The sequence below is a fragment of the Haematospirillum sp. H1815 genome (assembly GCF_012102705.1).
Taxonomy (GTDB): domain Bacteria; phylum Pseudomonadota; class Alphaproteobacteria; order Rhodospirillales; family Rhodospirillaceae; genus Haematospirillum.
Window position 1 is genome coordinate 169,683 of sequence record NZ_JAAVTA010000002.1, and the last position, 20,460, is coordinate 190,142.

The 20,460-nt window shown below is 60.6% G+C and carries 21 protein-coding genes; 13 read left to right on the forward strand and 8 right to left on the reverse strand.

The window, feature by feature from the left end; all coding sequences use genetic code 11:
* Positions 1-215: 215 nt before the first annotated feature.
* Entirely contained in the window at positions 216-1,850 is a 1,635-nt protein-coding gene (locus HEQ60_RS03095; RefSeq protein WP_168069392.1) for an ABC transporter substrate-binding protein, read from the forward strand.
* Here HEQ60_RS03095 and HEQ60_RS03100 read toward each other — a convergent pair.
* Together HEQ60_RS03100 and HEQ60_RS03105 are read right to left on the reverse strand one after the other, a co-directional pair.
* Positions 1,831-2,436 carry a hypothetical protein gene (locus HEQ60_RS03100; protein WP_168069394.1) on the reverse strand — a complete coding sequence of 202 codons (606 nt, stop codon included), beginning with the start codon at positions 2,434-2,436 and terminating at the stop codon, positions 1,831-1,833. The two genes, HEQ60_RS03095 and HEQ60_RS03100, sit on opposite strands and share 20 nt — an antisense overlap.
* 75 nt (positions 2,437-2,511) lie before the next feature.
* The gene (locus HEQ60_RS03105; RefSeq protein WP_168069396.1) at positions 2,512-3,396 is read right to left on the reverse strand and encodes a DnaJ C-terminal domain-containing protein; all 885 of its coding nucleotides are present in this window, start codon (positions 3,394-3,396) and stop codon (positions 2,512-2,514) included.
* Between the two features lie 234 nt (positions 3,397-3,630).
* Between HEQ60_RS03105 and pdxH the strand changes: the two genes are divergently transcribed.
* The 4 genes from pdxH (at position 3,631) to aroC (ending at position 7,478) form a co-directional block, all read left to right on the forward strand.
* Entirely contained in the window at positions 3,631-4,233 is a 603-nt protein-coding gene (pdxH, locus tag HEQ60_RS03110) for a pyridoxamine 5'-phosphate oxidase (RefSeq protein WP_168069398.1), read from the forward strand.
* Positions 4,234-4,453: 220 nt separating this feature from the next.
* Positions 4,454-5,398, forward strand: coding sequence for a cation diffusion facilitator family transporter (locus tag HEQ60_RS03115; protein WP_168069400.1), 945 nt, complete (start codon positions 4,454-4,456; stop codon positions 5,396-5,398).
* A 143-nt stretch (positions 5,399-5,541) separates the two neighbouring features.
* On the forward strand, positions 5,542-6,378 hold the full coding sequence (gene fabI / locus HEQ60_RS03120; RefSeq protein WP_066134658.1) for an enoyl-ACP reductase FabI: 837 nt from the start codon (positions 5,542-5,544) through the stop codon (positions 6,376-6,378).
* A gap of 5 nt (positions 6,379-6,383) precedes the next feature.
* Complete coding sequence (gene aroC, locus HEQ60_RS03125; RefSeq protein WP_168069409.1) at positions 6,384-7,478, forward strand: chorismate synthase; 1,095 nt, start codon at positions 6,384-6,386, stop codon at positions 7,476-7,478.
* Between the two features lie 64 nt (positions 7,479-7,542).
* Here aroC and HEQ60_RS03130 read toward each other — a convergent pair whose 3' ends face one another.
* From HEQ60_RS03130 to fabD, 6 genes are all read right to left on the reverse strand, one after another.
* Positions 7,543-8,304, reverse strand: coding sequence for an MBL fold metallo-hydrolase (locus tag HEQ60_RS03130; RefSeq protein WP_168069410.1), 762 nt, complete (start codon positions 8,302-8,304; stop codon positions 7,543-7,545).
* Positions 8,305-8,353: 49 nt separating this feature from the next.
* Positions 8,354-9,361, reverse strand: a complete 1,008-nt coding sequence (mltG, locus tag HEQ60_RS03135) for an endolytic transglycosylase MltG (protein WP_322099281.1) — start codon at positions 9,359-9,361, stop codon at positions 8,354-8,356.
* Between the two features lie 102 nt (positions 9,362-9,463).
* A complete protein-coding gene (fabF, locus tag HEQ60_RS03140; protein WP_168069412.1) occupies positions 9,464-10,723 on the reverse strand; it encodes a beta-ketoacyl-ACP synthase II in 1,260 nt (419 codons plus the stop codon).
* A gap of 111 nt (positions 10,724-10,834) precedes the next feature.
* Complete coding sequence (locus HEQ60_RS03145) at positions 10,835-11,071, reverse strand: acyl carrier protein (protein ID WP_066134645.1); 237 nt, start codon at positions 11,069-11,071, stop codon at positions 10,835-10,837.
* A 217-nt stretch (positions 11,072-11,288) separates the two neighbouring features.
* Entirely contained in the window at positions 11,289-12,026 is a 738-nt protein-coding gene (gene fabG, locus HEQ60_RS03150; RefSeq protein ID WP_168069644.1) for a 3-oxoacyl-[acyl-carrier-protein] reductase, read from the reverse strand.
* 52 nt (positions 12,027-12,078) lie between these two features.
* Positions 12,079-13,026, reverse strand: a complete 948-nt coding sequence (gene fabD, locus HEQ60_RS03155) for an ACP S-malonyltransferase (RefSeq protein ID WP_168069413.1) — start codon at positions 13,024-13,026, stop codon at positions 12,079-12,081.
* 301 nt (positions 13,027-13,327) lie between these two features.
* Between fabD and rpsF the strand changes: the two genes are divergently transcribed.
* The 8 genes from rpsF (at position 13,328) to radA (ending at position 20,413) form a co-directional block, all read left to right on the forward strand.
* The gene (gene rpsF, locus HEQ60_RS03160; RefSeq protein WP_168019758.1) at positions 13,328-13,795 is read left to right on the forward strand and encodes a 30S ribosomal protein S6; all 468 of its coding nucleotides are present in this window, start codon (positions 13,328-13,330) and stop codon (positions 13,793-13,795) included.
* On the forward strand, positions 13,792-14,028 hold the full coding sequence (rpsR, locus tag HEQ60_RS03165) for a 30S ribosomal protein S18 (RefSeq protein WP_168069646.1): 237 nt from the start codon (positions 13,792-13,794) through the stop codon (positions 14,026-14,028). The genes rpsF and rpsR overlap by 4 nt, the downstream gene beginning before the upstream one ends.
* A gap of 13 nt (positions 14,029-14,041) precedes the next feature.
* Entirely contained in the window at positions 14,042-14,593 is a 552-nt protein-coding gene (rplI, locus tag HEQ60_RS03170; protein ID WP_168069415.1) for a 50S ribosomal protein L9, read from the forward strand.
* A 202-nt stretch (positions 14,594-14,795) separates the two neighbouring features.
* Positions 14,796-16,322, forward strand: coding sequence for a replicative DNA helicase (locus HEQ60_RS03175; RefSeq protein ID WP_168069417.1), 1,527 nt, complete (start codon positions 14,796-14,798; stop codon positions 16,320-16,322).
* Complete coding sequence (alr, locus tag HEQ60_RS03180) at positions 16,309-17,397, forward strand: alanine racemase (protein ID WP_168069420.1); 1,089 nt, start codon at positions 16,309-16,311, stop codon at positions 17,395-17,397. The genes HEQ60_RS03175 and alr overlap by 14 nt, the downstream gene beginning before the upstream one ends.
* A 4-nt stretch (positions 17,398-17,401) precedes the next feature.
* Positions 17,402-18,205: an MlaE family ABC transporter permease gene (locus HEQ60_RS03185; protein ID WP_168069423.1), complete on the forward strand. Its 804-nt coding sequence runs from the start codon at positions 17,402-17,404 to the stop codon at positions 18,203-18,205.
* Positions 18,202-18,990 (forward strand): ABC transporter ATP-binding protein, encoded by a 789-nt coding sequence (locus HEQ60_RS03190; protein WP_245183730.1) that lies wholly within the window; start codon positions 18,202-18,204, stop codon positions 18,988-18,990. The genes HEQ60_RS03185 and HEQ60_RS03190 overlap by 4 nt, the downstream gene beginning before the upstream one ends.
* 4 nt (positions 18,991-18,994) lie before the next feature.
* Positions 18,995-20,413, forward strand: coding sequence for a DNA repair protein RadA (gene radA, locus HEQ60_RS03195; RefSeq protein ID WP_168069426.1), 1,419 nt, complete (start codon positions 18,995-18,997; stop codon positions 20,411-20,413).
* Positions 20,414-20,460: the final 47 nt, after the last annotated feature.

Genomic DNA, 20,460 nt, shown 5'->3' on the forward strand with positions numbered 1-20,460 from the left:
GGTACAGCCAAACTCCGGGCACCCTGTCAACAAACAGGCCCGGAACTGACTTGAATTGTTGCACTTTATCAGCTTCTTGCTCATCCTTCCACAGTCCATACCGCAACAGCCACATGGAGTTTGCAGGCGCTGCCGGGTCTCCGGACCCATCATTGACACAAGCCCCGGCATGCAACACCAACGGCCATAATGATCGCGTCAGGAACAGGTGCACAATGACACAACAGCCCGAAAACCTGCGAAACACGATAGGGAAAAAGGGAGTCATCCTTGCTGTGATGGTTGTGGTCATGGCAAGCCACGGCGCGGCGTACGCACGCAACCTGTCGGGAAAAACCCTGCGCATTGCCCTGGCTTCAGAAATCATATCGGCAGACCCGCACCGCCATGTCTACACGCCTGATATCCTGCTGCTCTCACATATCTACGATACCCTGGTCGCACAAGATCAAGATGAACGCCTTGCTCCGTCCCTGGCCGTAAAGTGGGCACAGCCAACACCGAATACATGGGATTTCACCCTCAAGAAAGACGCCAGGTTTCACGATGGGTCACCCTTGCGGGCGCATGACGTGGCATCATCTATCCAACGGGCCCGGTCGGTGCGCGACAGCCCGGTATCCTTCGGCGATTACCTGTCTGCCATTGTACGGACAGAAATCCTGTCCCCCCATGTCCTGCGCATTCATACAACAGATCCCATTCCCGACCTTCCATACCGGCTGAGCATTCTGAAGATCATACCAACCAAGGCTGTTCTGGCCAGCCGGGCCGACTTTGACCAACTGCTGCAGAAAACAGGAAGCGGACCCTACCAACTTCAGCAATTCGATCGCCAGAAACAGGAAATCATCCTGCGGGCTTCCAGCAACTACCATGGACCGCCACCACGGTGGGATACCGTTGTCCTGCGCGTCATACCCGATGATGCCCTTCGGGTTACCGCCCTGATTGCCGGGCATGTTGATATTATCGAACAACTTCCTCCTGCTGATGCAAGCCGTTTGGTCCGTAATCCAGCCTATACGGTTACCAGCCTGAAACCCGACCAACTCCTGTTTCTGGCCCCTGATACCCGCAAGCGCCACAGCCCGTTTGTCCTGGAAACGGGAAAGCGTCAAACCAACAAGAACCCGATGCATGACCCACGGGTTCGACGGGCCATTTCGCTGGCAATTGACCGGCAGGCTTTGACAGAAGACAGTCTGTGCGGCTTTGCAGAGCCAACCGACAGCCCCCTGCTCTCTTCCATACGTCCGACACACCTTCGCCCAGAGCCGGAACGGGCAAGAAAGCTCCTGCGCGACGCGGGTTGGGAAGGCGGCTTCACGGTTACCCTGCATATACCGGAAGACCGCTATGCATCCGCGCTTGAAATTGCCAATACGGTGGCCCTGCAACTCAGCCGGATCGGAGTAACGGTTGTCATAGAACCCGTTGATCCGGAACTATTCTACCGGGCCGCCGGAAATGGGGAGTATTCGTTGATGCTGCTGGGAATAGCCCTGGATATCCGGACTCCCATGCATCCTCTCTCGTCGCTTCTGGGCAGCACACAAAAGATGAACCGCACAGGGTGGCAAAATGCACGCATGGACAGACTTCTGGCAGCGGCTGCAGAAATGGAGAATGCCGGAGAAAGGGGCGCGCGAGAAAGGGGCGCGCGACTGGCAGAAATACAGGCCATCCTTGATGCAGAGGCACCTATCATGCCCCTGTATCGACAGGTTCCGCTTTATGCCATGCGCGCGCACCTGAGCATGAACAACACCGAACCAAGAGGCAACCTGGCCGACACGATCACACCGTTACCCTCTCCATCCCGCACGGTCAGTGACGCGGGGCATTGATCTGCGACAGGATCATCCGGCGCACCTCGGATACAGACCCCAGAACATCTTGGGCCCGCACCATGAGATCCGCCAACTTCGGCGTTGTCGTTTTGCCGGGAGACCCGACACCGCGTGCCACCTCGGCATACAGCTCGTCCAGCTGGCCACCCGGATCCTTGATCTGCGAGGCGTCCTCGTCCAGGGCCTTGTACAGCAGAACCACCGACATGGCCGCCGTCGCCCGACTGGTCAGGGTAGACAGGTCACGGGTCAGCCCGATACGGGCTTCCGGCGGCAAGGAAGCGCTTTCTTTTTTCTGCTGGTCCGAATCGGTGATCCAAGACCGGGTATCTTCCAGAAGCCCCAGAAGGTCATGGAAGACTCCGTCAACAAAGGCGGATTCATTCTGTCGTTCTGCGCTCAAGGTCTCTCTCCGGGAAACAAGCCCCAGGCACAAGGCCGGAATGCAGGGATCATCACACAGAGGCAGGGCGCCGACAATCATCCCGGCACAGACCAGAATACCGGCGCAGCACCAAAGCAGACCACCATCATGCCGAAGAACCAGATAAAACAACAGGCTGGAAGCCACCATCCACGACACAGACCAACATCACCCTGGAAGGCAGGCCTGAAAACGTCGTTTCTGCACAGACACCAGGCCGTACAGGATCCGATTCTATAGCCCCTGCGCAGCGCCGGCATTCTGCAGAAAGTCCTTCAGCACCGGATCCGATGGATCTTCCAGCACAATCATCAACCGGCAAATCTGGTCACCACGTCCGCTTCCGGAACCGGAACGGACAATCCCCTTCCCCTTCAGACGCAACTGGGTTCCTGTGTTGGAGCCGGGCGGAATCACAAGCTGCACAAGCCCATCAACCGTCGGCACCGTCACGCGCGCACCCAAAACAGCTTGGGACAGAGATACCGGAATATCGGCCAGCACGTTCAGACCATCTCGACGGAACAGAGGATGATCCTGCACGGTCACCTCCACCAGGGCATCGCCGGGCTGACCATCGCCGGTTCCCGGCAGTCCCATGTCTTTCAGACGCAAAACAGCGCCTGTCTCGCAGCCTGCAGGAACCTTCACATCCAGCGCCCTGCCCGAAGCCAGGGTGATACGCTTGACCCCGCCAAGAGCCGCTTCCTCGAACGTTACAGACAGCGTATAGCGCACATCGGATCCGGGCCGCGATGCGCCACGGTGCTGATACCCGGTCCGGCGCAACAGATCGGCAAACAGGTCATCGTCAGAGGCTCCATCGTCCCCATGCCCGTATCCCCATGGCGACCGTCCGGCTGTCCCCCTGGCATGGCGGAAAGAAGAGACCCGCTCGCTGCCATCGGCATTGATCTCGCCCCGGTCAAAACGGGCACGGCGCCGTGGATCCGATAACAGGTCATAGGCCGCCGTAACATCGCGGAAACGTTCCCCGGCCCCGTCATCGCAAGGGTTGCAGTCGGGGTGCACCGTGCGGGCCAAGGCACGGTATGCCTTCTTGATCTCGGCACTTGTTGCCGTTCGGGGTACCCCCAAAACAACATAGGGATTCTGCATGCACCATAACTCCGTAAAACCGGAAAGCGGCAGGCCCGGATTCCGGAAGCCGTCACAGCCTGCCCATACACGCCCACCCTTTATAGTGGGAGCAGGCTGACAGAACCGCAAGCCCTGCACAAGAACCCGGACAATACAAACCCATCCATTGCATACATCCTGTTTTTCTGGGAACCAGACACAACAGGCGTTATTGTGGGGACCCGCAGCATGCCCAGCAGGATTGCCCCCACCATGAGCAGCATCTCCCTTGACGAGAACGCCGACCCCATCGTCCAGTTCGGCCAGTGGCTGAAAGCCGCGGAAGCATCCGAACCCAACGACCCGAATGCCATGAACTTGGCCACGTGCAATGCACAGGGCTACCCGTCCTCACGTATGGTCCTGCTCAAGTCTTTCGACCACCAGGGTTTTGTGTTCTACACCAACCGGGAAAGCCACAAGGGTACAGACCTGCAGGAAAACCCCCGCGCGGCCCTGTGCCTGCACTGGAAATCCCTGCGGGTGCAAATCCGTGTGGAAGGGCGCGTGGAAACCGTCAGCGAGGCCGAGGCCGATGCCTATTTCGCCTCCCGCCCGCGGGATTCGCGGATCGGGGCTTGGGCTTCTTCACAGTCCCGCCCGCTTGGCAGCCGTTTCGAGCTGGAAAAACGCATCGCGACATATGGCCTCAAATTCGGCTTCGGAGACATACCCCGCCCCCCCTACTGGTCAGGATTCCGGGTTGTGCCGGCGCAGATTGAATTCTGGCGCGACCGCCCGTTCCGCCTGCACGACCGCATCGTGTACACAGCCGAAAGCGACGGAACATGGACAACCAAACGCCTGTATCCATAACCGGACCATCCTGCCTGCGACCAACCTCGCTTGGCGGGCCTTTCCCTGCATGATAGGACTGGGGCCACAGCCAAATCCCGCAAGGTTGCGAGGCTGGCTCTGTGGCCCGTTCCCCGGCACCACGCCACAACAGACCGGGACCACGCCACCCACCCTGGCCATCAATGGAAAACCCCGTTTCCGTCCACACCAGACACACCATGCCCCCCATGGAAATACCATGACAGACAACACAGCACCCCCGGAAACCTCCACCTCTGTCAGCCCGGAGCAGGCCGCACACCTGATGCGCGGCGTGACTGCTCTGGCAACCGGGATGGCGGTTCTGATGGTTGCCATCAAGTTTGCCGCCTGGTGGATGTCGGATTCGGTTGCCCTTCTGTCCAGCCTGATCGATTCGGGCCTGGACTTTGCCGCATCCCTGATCACCATGCTGGCTGTCCGCAAATCCCTTGTGCCGCCGGATGCCGATCACCGCTTCGGGCACGGCAAGGCTGAACCCCTGGCAGCCCTGGCCCAGTCTGTGTTTGTCGGCATATCGGCTGTCCTTCTGGGGATAGAGGCCGTATCGCGCGTGATCACCCCTGAACCGGTACAGCATGAAACAACCGGCATTGCCGTCATGCTGGTCTGTATTGTCCTGACCCTGGGCCTTGTCGCCGCACAGAAACGGGTTGTCAGGCTGACCGGGTCGGTTGCCGTATCGGCCGACAGCCTGCACTACTCCGGGGATTTGATGATCAATCTGGGGGTCATTGTCGCCCTGCTGGCATCCTCACAGATGGGCTGGACGTGGGCTGATCCCCTGTGCGCGCTGATCGTGGCCGGCGTGCTGGTCTACAGCATTGTCCGCATTACGGCCCATGCCCTGGACAACCTGATGGACCGGGAACTGCCCGATGCCGATCGCGAACGGATCCTGGCCCTGGCCGCGCGTGATCCACGGGTCATCGATGCCCATGACCTGAGAACCCGGCGTTCCGGGCTCCAGACCTTTATCCTGTTACACCTGACCCTGCCACGGGACATGACCCTGGGCAGCGCCCACGATATCTGCGAGTCCGTGGCAACATCCATACGCCAGGCCTATCCGGGAGCCGAGGTGACGATTCATCAGGACCCCGGCGGACTGATTGAAGAGCGCCTGGATGACCGGATCCGCTAGGACACCGGTACCAACACGCCAGCGCAACCAATTCCAGCGTACGCCATGCAGGTCCTTTGACGTCCACAACAACTGGTGTAGGATGCCGCCCTTCTGCCTGCTGGCAGAGCCACTTGTTGTCTCACCGCTGCTAAGAGGTCCTGATGAATGTTCCCGCGCCGCTGATGGCCAATAAAAAAGGCCTGGTCATGGGCGTTGCCAACGATCGCTCCATTGCCTGGGGGATCGCCCGCGCCTGTGCAGCCCACGGGGCTGAACTTGCCTTTACCTTTCAGGGGGAAGCCCTGGAGAAACGTGTGCGCCCCCTGGCCGCCGGAGTTGGCAGTTCCCTGGTTCTGCCCTGCGATGTTACCAATGCCGACAGCCTGGAAGCCTGCTTTTCCACCCTTGAAAAGGAATGGGGGCAACTGGACTTTGTCATCCACGCCATCGCCTTTTCCGACAAGGAAGAGCTGAAAGGCCCCTATTACAACACCAGTCTGGACAACTTCCTGAACTGTATGCACGTTTCGGTCTATTCCTTCACCGAGGTGGCCCGGCGTGCCCGTCCGCTGATGAAAAACGGCGGCTCCCTGCTGACCTTGTCCTATTACGGTGCCGAACAGGTGATGCCGCACTACAACGTCATGGGCGTGGCCAAAGCCGCCCTGGAAGCCAGCGTCCGCTATCTTGCCGTTGACCTGGGCGGCGAAAAGATCCGCGTCAACGCCATATCCGCTGGCCCGATCAAGACCCTGGCCGCCAGCGGCATCGGTGATTTCCGCCTCATCCTGCGCTGGAATGAACTGAACGCCCCGCTGCGAACCAATGTTTCGATTGACGATGTCGGTCATTCCGGCCTGTACCTGCTGTCCGACCTGTCCTCGGGCGTGACCGGGGAAATTCATCATGTCGATGCAGGCTATCACACGGTTGGCATGCTCAACCCGGCCAGCGCCGGCGATCTGTCAGACCTGCTCGGCCAGTTCCGGAAGGACTGAGACACGTGGCCGGCAACAGCTTTGGAACCATGTTCCGGTTCACGACATTCGGTGAAAGCCATGGGCCGGCCTTGGGGTGTGTGGTGGATGGCGTTCCCCCCCGCATCCCCCTGTCCGAAGAGGACATCCAGACATGGATGGACCAGCGGAAACCCGGCACAAGCCGTTTTGTAACCCAGCGGCGGGAGCCTGATACAGTCAAGATCCTGTCCGGCGTGTTCGACGGGCAGACAACCGGAACGCCCATCGGGCTTCTGGTGGAGAATGTCGACCAGCGTTCCCGGGATTATGGGGATATCGCCAACCAGTTCCGCCCCGGGCATGCTGACCTGACTTACCAGCTGAAGTATGGCATCAGGGATTATCGCGGTGGCGGACGTTCATCAGCGCGTGAAACGGCAATGCGGGTGGCTGCCGGTGCCATTGCCCGCAAGGTTCTGGACCACCTTGTCCCCCACGGGATTTCCATACGCGGCGCCATGGTGCAAATGGGCCCTCACCGGATTGACCGCAACCGCTGGAACTGGAACACGGTGGGGCAAAACCCCTTCTTCTGCCCCGATGCCGTTGCCGCAGCGGAATGGGAAAGCAGGCTGGAAGAAGTCCGCAAGGCGGGTTCATCCTGCGGTGCCATTATCGAGGTCATTGCCGAGAACGTTCCGGCCGGGCTGGGGGAACCCGTCTATGACAAGCTGGATGCCGACCTGGCCCGGGCCATGATGTCCATCAACGCGGTCAAAGGGGTGGAAATCGGCGACGGCTTCGCGGCGGCAGCCCTGTCCGGGGAAGACAATGCCGACGAGATGCGGCAGGCCGACAAGGGGAGTATCGCATTCCTGTCCAATCATGCCGGTGGCATTCTGGGCGGCATTTCCAGTGGTCAACCGATTGTCGTGCGTCTGGCCGTAAAGCCGACATCCTCCATCCTGACCCCCAGACGCAGCGTGGACCAAGACGGACAGGACATCACCATCCGCACAACCGGACGGCATGACCCCTGCGTCGGCATTCGCGCCGTTCCTGTGGCTGAAGCCATGATGGCCGTCACGCTGGCCGATCACCTGCTGCGTCATCGCGGGCAGTGCAGTAATATCCTTTAAGCTGCCATCTGGTGGACAAGAGCATAACCCTCGACGGGCGGGTACAATGTCGCACAGCCATTAATCAGGTCAGGAACAGATTCTGACTGGCTTGCCTGCCGTGCTCTTTCAACCAGCTCGTAATCAGGGCCCTCAGACGCACACCACCGAAGCTGGGAAAGTGACCACCGTGCACAACACGTACCGGCAAGGACAAAAGACGCTCCAAGGATACGGCGTACTCATCCAAGCTGGAATGCGGCGCGTCTTCGACCAAGGGACCATCGTAGATAATATCGCCGGAAAAAAGCACACCCGTCCGGGCCTCCCATAAAGCAATCCCGCCCGGAGAATGGCCCGGCGTATGGAGAACCTCGAACACACGTCCGCCGACCTCAATCTCCTCCCCGTCTTCCAGAAGACGAGTTGCCGGTGCAGAACAAACCTCATAGCCCGCAGCTGAAAAGGAGCCAGGAGGAAAAACATCAAACATGGCATCACATACATAAGGCTCAGCAAGGGTTTCCGCTCGTGACGGGTTTGCAAGGACATGCGCTTCGGCCCGATGCACAGCCCGACAGTCAAATTCATGATGACAGCCGATATGATCAAAGTGTGTATGACTGGCAACGGCAAGAAGGGGCCGCTCGGTCACCAGAGGAACCCAGGTACGTAGACTGACTACCCCCATTCCACTGTCAACCAGAAGATCAGCCCCTTCTCCCCGCACATGCCAGCAATTACAACGGTAGAAAGGCTTTATAAAAGGCTCGTCTATAAGGGAAATCCCGTCATCCAGAGACGTGACACGCCACCACTCTTCCGGCTTTGCCTGCAAACGCTCCATACTGATCCCCCTCCGTCTTCAAACAAGCACTGTTCCTATCGGACATACTCTAACGGGCGTCTGCCCTTTCCTTGCCCCGACTGATCTTGCGCCAGCGGACAACGTTGCGGTTATGCTCGTCGAGGGTCTCGGCAAAGACATGCCCGCCCGTACCGTCAGCGACAAAGTACAGGTCCTTTGTCTGTGCCGGCGCCAGAACGGCTGCAATGGACTCCCGCCCCGGGTTGGCAATGGGGCCAGCCGGAAGCCCCGGACGGGTATAGGTGTTCCACGGGTGATCCTGCTCCAGATCCTTGCGCAGCAGTGCCCTGTCCAAACTGCCATCATCCGGGCTGAGACCATAGATGACCGTTGGATCAGACTGAAGAGGCATTCCCAGACGCAACCGGTTGATAAAAACCGCAGCAACCCGCGGGCGTTCCCCGGGAACGGCAGTTTCCTTCTCGACAACAGACGCCAGGATCAACGCCTGCCGCCGGTCCTTCAGCGGAAGCCCCTCTACCCGCTGTGACCACAATGCCTCAAGGGTATCGTCCATCGCCCCCATCATACGGCGCACCACCGCATCGCGGCTGTCCCCACGCATAACCTGCCATGTTTCCGGCAACAGGGCGCCTTCTCCCGGAGAAACCGTCAGCTCTCCGTCAAGAACAGCCATATCGCGCACACGATTCAACACTTCTGCGGTCGTCAAGCCTTCCGGAATGGTCAAAGGATAACGAACCATGCCCGTTCCGGCAGCCAGCTGATCAAGAACAGCCGCCATCGATGCTCCGGCAGGAATGGCATACTCGCCGGCCTTCAGCGATGCACTGCGCCCGTCGAGCCGGGCTGACAGCAGGAAGATCTCGGTATCCAGGCGCCCGGGCAACAGCCCTGCCCCGTGCAGACGTTCCGCAATACCGGCCAAACCCGATCCACGGGGAATCAGGACCACAACATCCTGCTCATGCAAGCCCGGCTCTTCGTAACGCTGGTGAACCCGGAAAGCAAAGATGCCCGCGCAGACCACCAACACACCGGCACACAGAAAAAATAATTTCCCCAGAAACCGCACGACACCCATCCCGAAAGCCCAACCAACCCTATACCAGAATCAAAGAACCGCCGCAGCCCATGCCCCGGCGGTTCCTTCTTGTCAATAACCGGAAAACCCGGATCAAACAGCCCCGATCACCAAGGAGGCATTGGTCCCGCCAAACCCGAAGGAGTTTGACATCGCCACCCTGATCGAACGTTGCTTGGCCTGATTGGGCACCAGATCAACATCACACCCGTCCAGCGGATCATTCAGGTTCAATGTCGGCGGACAGACCTGATTCTGCAAGGCCTTGACGGTGTAAATTGCCTCAACGGCACCGGCAGCCCCCAACAAGTGACCGATAGAGGATTTGGTCGACGACATGGACAGGGCCCGTGCCTGTTCACCAAACAAACGTTTCACCGCCCCCAGCTCGATTTCATCACCCAGCGGGGTTGATGTACCATGGGCATTAATATAATCCACACTCGAGACATCCAGGCGGGCATCACGCAACGCGTTGCGCATGGCGCGGAAAGCACCGTTTCCATCCTCGGCCGGAGCCGTAATGTGGTAGGCATCACCGGACATGCCGTACCCCAGAACCTCGGCATAAATCTTCGCACCGCGCCGGCGGGCGTGCTCATACTCTTCCAGAACCAGAACCCCGGCCCCTTCACCCATCACAAAGCCGTCACGCCCCTTGTCCCAAGGACGGGATGCTGTTTCCGGCGTATCATTGTAACCAGTGGACAGGGCCCTGGCAGAGGCAAAACCAGCAATCCCCAAACGGCACACTGCAGCCTCGGCACCACCGGCAATCATGACATCGGCATCACCATACTTGATAATACGCGACGCATCACCAATGGCATGGGCACCGGTTGAACAGGCCGTCACCACGGCATGGTTCGGTCCCCTGAATCCATAACGGATCGACACATGCCCGGAGACCAGGTTGATAAGGGAAGACGGAATAAAGAACGGGCTGATCTTGCGCGGACCGCTGTTGGCAAGGGTCATGGCCGACTCTGAAATACTCGGCAACCCGCCGATACCAGACCCGATAATCACCCCGGTCCGTTCGCGCTCTTCCTCGTCGGAAGGCATCCACCCGGAATCTTCGACAGCTTCGATTGCGGCCGCAAGGCCGTAGACGATAAAGTCGTCCATACGGCGCCGCTCCTTGGCTGTAGCTACCGCATCGGGGTCGAAGCGCCACGGATGGCTTTCCTCTACCGGCACCTGGCCGGCAATGCGGGCCGGCAGATCGCCAACGTCAAAACGCTCGATAGCCCGAACGCCCGACACGCCCTTCAGAATCTGCTCCCAGTTTCCCCGGACACCGCTACCCAGCGGGGTAACCATACCCAGCCCGGTAATGACCACTCGCCTCATAACACACTGTTTCCGTTATTGTTCCCGAAAAACGGTAACAAATCCGCAGGCTCCGGGTATGGCCCCACACCGTGGAAACCACCCCAAAGCCGGCAGACTTGCGCCGTAAAATCAGGCCGCGTTGGCCTCGATGAAGGAAATGGCATCCTTCACGGTCTGGATCTTTTCGGCTGCATCATCAGGGATTTCGACGCCGAATTCTTCCTCGAATGCCATGACCAGCTCGACGGTATCCAAGCTGTCGGCACCCAGATCGTTGATGAAGCTGGCGGTTTCGGTCACCTTTTCGGCCTCTACGCTCAGCTGTTCGATCACAATCTTCTTCACGCGCTCGGCGACGTTGCTCATTCGTCTGTTCCTCGGTTTCAGTTTTTGGCCGCTTCGGGAACACAGGATCCGAAGCTGGCCCGATTTGAACTTAATAACGCATCCGGTCAAGTAAAATCCGGGCACCAGCCCCGATCTTCGTCACCAGATCCGGCTGCAAGCGTTCTGACCTAACACAGGACAGAACACAATACCAGACCCGCAGAACACCAATACAGTGCCCTGACGGGAATCCCTGTCAGATCATGGCCATGCCACCGTTGACATGCAGGGTCTGGCCTGTCACGTACCCCGCCTCGCGCGAGGCGAGGTAGACGACAGCCGCTGCAATATCATCTGCAGAACCCATATGACCAGCAGGAATGCCCGCGTTCAGCTTTTCCTTGTGGGCTTCGGGCAGACCTTCCGTCATTGCCGTGGCGATGAAACCCGGGGCTACGCAGTTGACGGTAATCCCGCGTGAGGCAACCTCGGCCGCCAGACTTTTCGACATCCCGATCAGGCCGGCTTTCGAGGCCGCATAGTTGCACTGCCCCGGATTCCCCGTCACGCCGACAATCGAGGTCACAGAAACGATACGTCCAAAACGGCGCTTCATCATGCCCTTCAGGCAGGAACGGGCCAGCTGGAACGAGCTGGTCAGGTTGACACGCAGCACCGAATCCCAGTCTTCATCCTTGAGACGCAGGGCCAGGTTATCACGGGTCAAGCCGGCGTTGTTAACCAGGATATCCACCTTGCCCATAGCCGCTTCGGCTGCGGGCACCAAGGCGGCAACCGAATCCGGATCCGACAGGTTTGCCGGTGTTACGAACGCCCGCTCTCCCAGCTCGGCTGCCACCTGCTCCAACGCGTCACGGCGCGTTCCGGACAGGGCGACAAGAGCCCCCCGGGCGTGCAGGGCACGGGCCACAGCCCCGCCAATGCCACCCGAAGCCCCGGTAATCAGGGCACAGGCACCGCTCAAATCAAACATGGCACGGCCCTTTTCCTTGTCCGATTCCCCGGCGCAAAATCCGACAGATGCATCAGGCGACAGATGTGGTGAAGAAAGCATCGATATCCTCCGGTGTGTTCAGAGCCTGCGCAGACATGTCACGGTCAATGCGCCGGGCCAGCCCTGTCAGGACCTTGCCGGCACCACATTCAACCAGGTCCGTCACGCCCTGCTCTTTCATATACAAAACACTTTCGCGCCAACGCACTGCACCGGTGACCTGCTCGACCAGAAGGCGCCGGATTGTGTCCGGGTCCTGCACTGCAGCCGCGGTCACATTGGCCACAACCGGCACCACAGGCGGTGCGATGGCAACAGACGCCAGAGCCTCGGCCATGGCATCGGCCGCAGGCTGCATCAGGGCGCAGTGGAAAGGCGCCGACACCGGCAACACGACCGGCCGCCTGGCACCACGGCTCACAGCAATCGCAATGGCCTGTTCAACTGCCGCACGGCTCCCCGATATCACGACCTGCCCCGGCGCATTGTCGTTGGCGGCTTGGCACACCCCCCCGTCACGGGCAGCCTCGGCCGCAATGGCGCGGGCTTCCTCAAGATCGAGACCCAACAGGGCGGCCATGGCACCTTCCCCGACCGGAACCGCCTGCTGCATGGCCCGTCCCCGAATCCGCAACAACCGGGCTGTATCCGTTATGCTCAGAGCGCCCGCTGCACACAGGGCCGCGTATTCACCCAAGGAATGCCCGGCAACGAATGAAGCAGCCGTTGCCAGATCAAGGCCCCGGCTTTCCAGAATCCGGACAACCGCCATTGAAACGGCCATCAGGGCTGGCTGGGCATTTTCGGTCAGGGTCAGCGCGTCGCCCGGCCCCTCGGCCATCAGGGCAGACAGATTCTGGCCCAAGGCGTCATCAACTTCCTGATAAACCGCCCGGGCAACCGGAAACGCATCCCCCAGCGCACGCCCCATACCAACGGCCTGTGACCCCTGGCCGGGAAAAACAAATGCACGTAACATCCGTAGTACTGACCTTTGTTCCGGACATGAATTGAAAGAACGCGGCGAAGGTGATGACCCCGGACGCCGATGTCAAGTCATACCGTCATGCAGCATTCACCAAGCGCTGGAAAACAAACAGAAAGCGTTCACCCGCCCCCGAATACCCGGAAACAGCTGTCCAAACAGCCCGGTTTTGCTTGCCTGCCGGGCAAAATGGCGTATAGTGCCGCCCTTCGTTACTCCTTGCCGGATGGTCCGGCTATGCTCGCATCCCCCAAGATACGGGGTGCGGGAAGAGAATCCAGAAGGGGTTCATATAATGCCTTTGTACGAAAGCGTGCTTATCGCCCGCCAAGATATCTCCACCCAGCAGGTGGAAACCTTGGCCGATGAGCTTTCCGGCATTGTCACCGAACGCGGTGGCAAAATTGCCAAAAAAGAATTCTGGGGCCTGCGCAGCCTGGCTTACCGGGTCAACAAGAACCGCAAGGGTCACTACGTCCTGCTGCACATCGATGCACCGGCCGATGCTGTCCTGGAAATGGAACGCGTCATGCGTCTCAATGAAGATGTGCTGCGCTACATGACCCTGCGCGTTGATGCCCTGGAGGAAGGTCCTTCGGCCATCCTGCAGCAGAAGGGAGAGCGCGAGCAGCGTGGCCCCCGTGGTCCGCGTGGCCCCCGTGAAGGCGGCTTCCGCAACGACCGTGGCCCGCGTGAAGACCGCGGCCCCCGTGAAGGCGGCTTCCGCAATGACCGCAACGACCGTGCCGAGGGAGTCAACTGATGGCTGCGCCCCGTCGTCCGTTTTTCCGCCGCCGCAAGACCTGCCCCTTCTCGGGCAATGGTGCGCCGACGATTGACTACAAGGACATCAAGCTCCTGCAGCGCTACGTTTCCGAGCGCGGCAAGATTGTTCCGTCCCGCATCACTGCGGTTTCGGCCAAGAAGCAGCGCGAGCTGGCCCGCGCCATCAAGCGCGCCCGCTTCATGGCCCTGCTGCCTTACGTCGTGAAGTAAGGGAGTACGGTCCATGGAACTGATTCTGCTTGAACGCATCGAAAAGCTTGGCCAGATGGGCGATGTTGTCCGGGTCAAGTCTGGATATGCCCGCAACTTCCTGCTGCCGCAGCGCAAGGCTCTGCGCGCAAACAAGGACAACATGGCCTACTTCGAGCGCCAGCGCGCAGAGATCGAGGCTGTCAACCTGAAGCGTCGCGATGAAGCCGCAGCCGTTGCCGCAAAGATGGACGGCGTCCGCGTCGTCCTGATCCGTCAGGCATCCGAAGGCGGGCACCTTTATGGTTCCGTCGCCGCGCGTGACATCCAGGAAGCCCTGCGCGAAGCCGGCTACAAGGTCGAGCGTCGCCAGGTTGTCCTGAACACGCCGCTGAAGAGCTTGGGAAGCTATACGGTGCCTGTCAGCCTGCATCCGGAAGTATCGGTGGATGTGGCGGTTGTAATTGCCCGTTCCGCTGCCGAGGCAGAAGAACAGCAGAAGGCAGCCAGCGAAGAGCAGGTTGTCCCGGCTGAAGAGATCTTCGAGGACAGCGTCTTGGAAGAAGGCGAAGAAACAGAGGCCTGAGCCACCTGGCCCAAGCACCTGTTGCCATGAAAACCGCCCCGGACCGGGGCGGTTTTTTCATGCAACAACGTTACCCCATCACGACTGACAGACACATATCCGGGACAGGAACGGAACCTGTGCGCACATCCCGCCAGACAGGTTCTGTTTTCGCCAAAGAAGAGCTTTGGCGCGGATGAAAAGCCGGTGTATTCTCCGCCCCATGAACAGTTATTCCGCCTCGACCTCTGCACCGGACGCCCCGGACCGGGATTCCGTCCTTCGCGTGCCACCGCACAATATCGAAGCCGAGCAGGCCCTGCTTGGCGCGATCTTCCAGTCCAACCGCGCCTATGAACGGGTCAGCGAATTCCTGACACCCGACCATTTCAGCAACGTCCTGCATGCGCGCATCTACGCAACATGCGGACGCCTGATCGAACAGGGGCACATTGCCAACCCACTGACCCTGAAGGCGTATCTGGAGCAGGACCCCCTTCTGCAGGACGCCGGCGGCCCACAGTACCTGGCGCAGCTGGCCAATGCCGTGGTCACCATTGTCAACGCGGCGGATTACGGGCGCCTGATCCATGATCTGGCGCTGCGTCGGGAATTGATCGATCTAGGCCAGACCATGGTCAACGATGCGTTTGTGGTGGATTTCGAACGCACCGCCATGAACCAGATCGAAGGCGCGGAACAGAAACTCTATGACCTGGCCACCACCGGCCATCAGGAGGGAGGATTCCAGGAATTCCGGCTGGCGCTCAACACGGCGGTCAGCATGGCAGAGGCCGCCCACCGCCGTGAGGGGCAGCTGTCCGGTGTTCCAACGGCCCTGACCGATCTGGACAAGAAGCTGGGCGGGCTGCACCCGTCCGACCTTCTGATCCTGGCCGGGCGTCCGTCGATGGGGAAAACCGCCCTGGCCACCAACATCGCATTCAACGCCGCCCGCCTGTACAAGGAGCGCGTGGATGCCTCCGGCAACCGCGAGGTTGTTGACGGGGCCAAGGTAGCCTTCTTTTCGCTGGAAATGTCTGCCGAACAGCTGGCCACCCGTCTTCTGGCACAGGAAGCGGAGATCAGTTCCCACAAGATCCGCACCGGGGAACTGTCGAAGGAAGATTTCAAGCGCATGGTGCAGATCAGCCAGGAACTGCACACCCTGCCCCTTTACATTGATGACACACCGGCGCTGTCGGTCTCGGCCGTGCGCACGCGCTGTCGGCGACTGGCCCGCCAGCATGGCCTGGGCCTGGTGGTGATTGACTATCTGCAACTTCTGTCCGGAACACCCGGGGTCCGCAGTGAGAACCGGGTCAACGAGGTTTCAGCCATCACCCGCGGCCTGAAGGCATTGGCCAAGGAGCTGAACGTGCCGGTCATTGCCCTGTCCCAGCTTTCCCGTGCGGTGGAACAGCGAGACGACAAACGGCCACAACTGTCGGACCTGCGTGAATCAGGCTCTATCGAGCAAGATGCCGACGTGGTGATGTTCGTCTACCGCGAGGAATATTACCTGTCCCGTGCCGAACCGGCCCGGAAGGGTGATGAAAACGAAGACCGTTTCCAGGAACGCCACCGGGTATGGATGGAGCGATGCGAAAAAGCCCACAACGTGGCCGAAGTCATTGTTGCCAAGCAGCGTCACGGCCCCATCGGCACCGTGAACCTGTACTTCGACGGCAACTATACAAAATTCGGTAATTACATTGCCCCGGACCACCTGCCCCATGACCGTCATTGAACAGGAGCGGATCCGCACCGGTGGCCTGCTGACCATCGATGTCTCTGCCGTGGTCCGGAACTGGGACACCATGCGCCGGCGCATGGGAAACGGGCGTGACTGCGGGGCCGTGGTCAAGGCGGACTGTTACGGGCTGGGTGCAACACAGATTGCCCCTGCCCTTGCCCGCAGGGGATGCCGGGTGTTCTTTGTCGCCATGCCCGGAGAAGGGATCGCCCTGCGCCGGGTTCTGCCCGATCCAGATGTGGCCATTCATGTCCTGACCGGCCCCCTGGACGACGGAACCGAACTGACGGCTCACCACCTGACCCCGGTTCTGAACACGCCTGAACAGCTGGCGGACTGGCAAACGCATGCCCCCGGCAGGCCATTTACATTGCATGTGGATACCGGCATGAACCGGCTTGGCATGCCCTTGTCTGCTTTCATGGCCCTGCCTGACTCCTGCACCCCTGCTGTTGTCATGTCACACCTGGCCTGCGCCGACGAGCCGGGGCACCCCCTCAATGCCCTGCAACAGGACCGCTTTGCCACCGCACGGGCACGGTTTCCGGGTGCGGTGGCGTCCTTGTCCAATTCGGCCGGCATGTTCCGTGGGGATGATTTCCTGTTCGACCTCGGGCGCCCGGGCATTGCCCTGTACGGGGGCAACCCGGTCCCCGGACAATCCAACCCGATGCACCCGGTGGTACGCCTTGACCTTCGGGTTCTCCAGGTCCGGGAAATTGACACTGCAGGAACGGTTGGCTATGGTGCAACCCGCCCGGTAACCCCGGGTATGCGCTTGGCGATCGTGGCTGCCGGCTATGCCGACGGGCTGCTGCGCACCTTGGGAGACCAGGGGAGCGGGACAATACACGGGGCTAGGGTCCCGATCCTGGGGCGGGTTTCCATGGACCTGATCACGTTTGATATTTCGGCCCTCCCCGCCGGCTCTGTCCACCCCGGGGATTATGTGACCGTGCTGGACGCACACCACGGCATCGACAGCCTGGCCGCCGAAGCCGGCACGCTGGGCTATGAAATCCTGACCGGACTGTCCGGTCGCTACACACGCACCTGGACCGGAAGCTGACCTGATGAACACGTCCCCCCATGTGGATGCTGCCCTTGATTTCATGGCCCTGGTCGGGCGCGTGTTCCTGGGCTTTGTGGAGCGGGCCGGACGGCTGTCGGTCTTTACCGGGGTTGTGCTGTTCCATTGCCTTACCCCGCCGCTTTACATGCGGTCCCTGGTGCGCCAGATGGTGGAGATCGGGTACTATTCCCTGCCCGTGGTCGGCCTGACAACCCTGTTTTCCGGTATGGTGCTGGCCCTGCAAAGCTATACCGGGTTTGCCCGCTTTTCGGCTGAAAGCGCCGTGGCCACCGTTGTCGTGATTTCCATGACACGGGAGCTGGGGCCGGTTCTGGCCGGGCTGATGGTGGCCGGTCGCGTCGGTGCCTCGATGGCGGCCGAACTGGGAACAATGCGCGTCACCGAACAGATTGACGCCCTGTCCACCCTGTCCACGAACCCGTTCCGTTATCTGGTTGTACCCCGCGTCTTGGCTGCCACCCTGATGCTGCCGCTGCTGGTTCTGGTCGGTGATATTATCGGGGTGTTCGGCGGTTATATGATCGGGACGTGGAAGCTTGGCTTCAACCCGGCCATCTATATCCAGCGGACCTGGGAATACATGCAGGCCATGGATGTCATATCCGGGCTGGTCAAGGCCGGCGTATTCGGATTCCTCATTTCCCTGACCGGCTGCTACAACGGATACCACTCCGACCGCGGGGCACAGGGGGTGGGACAGGCCACCCGCAACGCCGTGGTTTCAGCCTCGATCCTGATCCTGATCTTCAATTACATGATTACGGAGTTGTTCTTCACCCAATGACCACACCCATGGCAGACAACCCGCCCAAGATCAGCCTGACCGATGTCAGCAAATCTTTTGGAAGCAAGACGGTTCTCAACGGCGTCACGCTGGATGTCATGCGTGGCGAGAACGTGGTTGTCATCGGGGGATCGGGAACGGGGAAGTCTGTCCTGCTGAAGTGCATCCTTGGCCTGATGAAACCGGACAGGGGGTCCATCCGTGTTGACGGGGCGGAAATGACACGCCTTGGCTCACGCGCCCGCGACCGCATGGCCCGCAAATTCGGCATGCTGTTCCAGGGGGCGGCCCTGTTTGATTCCCTGCCGGTCTGGGAAAATGTGGCTTTTGGACTGATCCAGGGCGGACAGATGGACAGGGCACGGGCACGGGACCGGGCGCTGGAAAAACTGGCCCAGGTCGGCCTGGGGGAGGATGTGGCCGATCTTCATCCGTCAGAGCTGTCCGGCGGCATGCAAAAGCGTGTCGGACTGGCCCGCGCCATTGCCGGGGAACCGGAAATCATCTTCTTCGATGAACCCACAACCGGGCTGGACCCGATCATGGCTGATGTGATCAACGACCTGATCATCAAGTGCGTGCGGGAACTGGGGGCAACCGCTGTCACCATCACCCACGACATGACCTCGGCACGCAAAATCGCCGACCGCATTGCCATGTTGTACCAGGGGCGGATGATCTGGACCGGCACCGCCGCCCAGGTGTTTGAATCCGGGAATCCCTTTGTGGACCAGTTTGTGCACGGTCGCGCCGAAGGGCCGATCCAGATGACGGTCAGGGCCTGATCCCGTGGCCCGGGCCGCCAGCCAGTTTTCCTGCCAAAGCTGCGGCAGTGTATTCCCCCGCTGGGCCGGCCGTTGTGACGGGTGCGGGGAATGGAATACCCTGGTGGAGGAAAACCGCCCCGGCACGGGACCAAAGGCCATAGCCGGCGCAAAGCCGGGGCGCCGGATCGACCTGGTCGGCCTGGAAGGACAAAGCAAGATCCCCCCGCGCATGCCTACCGGTATTGCCGAACTGGACCGGGTTTGCGGGGGTGGCCTGGTCCCCGGGTCAGCCCTTCTGGTCGGGGGCGATCCCGGTATCGGCAAGTCAACCCTTTTGCTGCAAGCTGCGGCGGCACTGGCTGGAACCGGGCTGAAGGTTGCCTATATCTCCGGCGAGGAAGCCGTTGATCAGGTCCGTCTGCGCGCCGCCCGTCTGGGTCTGTCGCGGGCCACCGTCGGGCTGGCATCGGCCACCAATGTCGGGGACATTGTTGCCACGCTGGAAGAGAATGATCGCCCGCAGGTGGTGGTGATTGACTCCATCCAGACCATGTACCTGGACACCCTGGATTCAGCCCCGGGCAGCGTGGCCCAGGTCCGTGCCTGCTCGCACGAATTGATCCGCCTGGCCAAACGGCGCGGCTTTGCCCTGTTCCTGGTCGGACACGTTACCAAAGAAGGAGCCTTGGCCGGACCACGGGTGATGGAACACATGGTTGATACCGTCCTGTATTTCGAAGGCGAACGCGGGCATCATTTCCGCATTTTGCGGGCCGTGAAGAATCGCTTTGGCGCCACAGACGAAATCGGCGTGTTCGAGATGACCGACACCGGCCTGGGGGAAGTTCTCAACCCCTCGGCGCTGTTCCTGGCCGAACGGCGTGGAAATATCTCGGGCAGCTGCGTGTTTGCCGGCATAGAGGGCACCCGCCCGGTGCTGGTGGAAATACAGGCCCTGGTCTCCTCGTCCGGGGGGGGATCACCCCGCCGGGCCGTGGTCGGGTGGGACAGCAGCCGCCTGTCCATGATCATGGCGGTACTGGAGGCACGTTGCGGTCTTGCCCTGGGATCAAATGACGTATATCTGAATGTTGCCGGGGGGTTGCGGATCGGTGAACCCGCCGCAGACCTGGCCGTTGCAGCCGCCCTGGTGTCGGCAGCCTGTGGCACACCGGTTCCGGCAGACCTTGCCGTTTTCGGTGAAGTCGGCCTGTCCGGGGAAATCCGGGCGGTAACCCAGGGGGAAGCCCGCCTGAAGGAAGCCGCCAAGCTTGGCTTTGCCGAGGCGCTGTCTCCGCGCCGGCGCCAGAAACCCGGCGCACGCGGGGGAACCGGCCCTGTGGATGGCATGGCCGTACGGGAAATAGGGCACTTGCAGGACCTGGTTGCCCTGTTCCCTGCAAAGGCCCTGCGCAAGCAGGACTGTGACGCGGAAGCCTGAGACTACAAAACAGCCGGATATCTGTCCGGCACTGCCCGGGGATTACC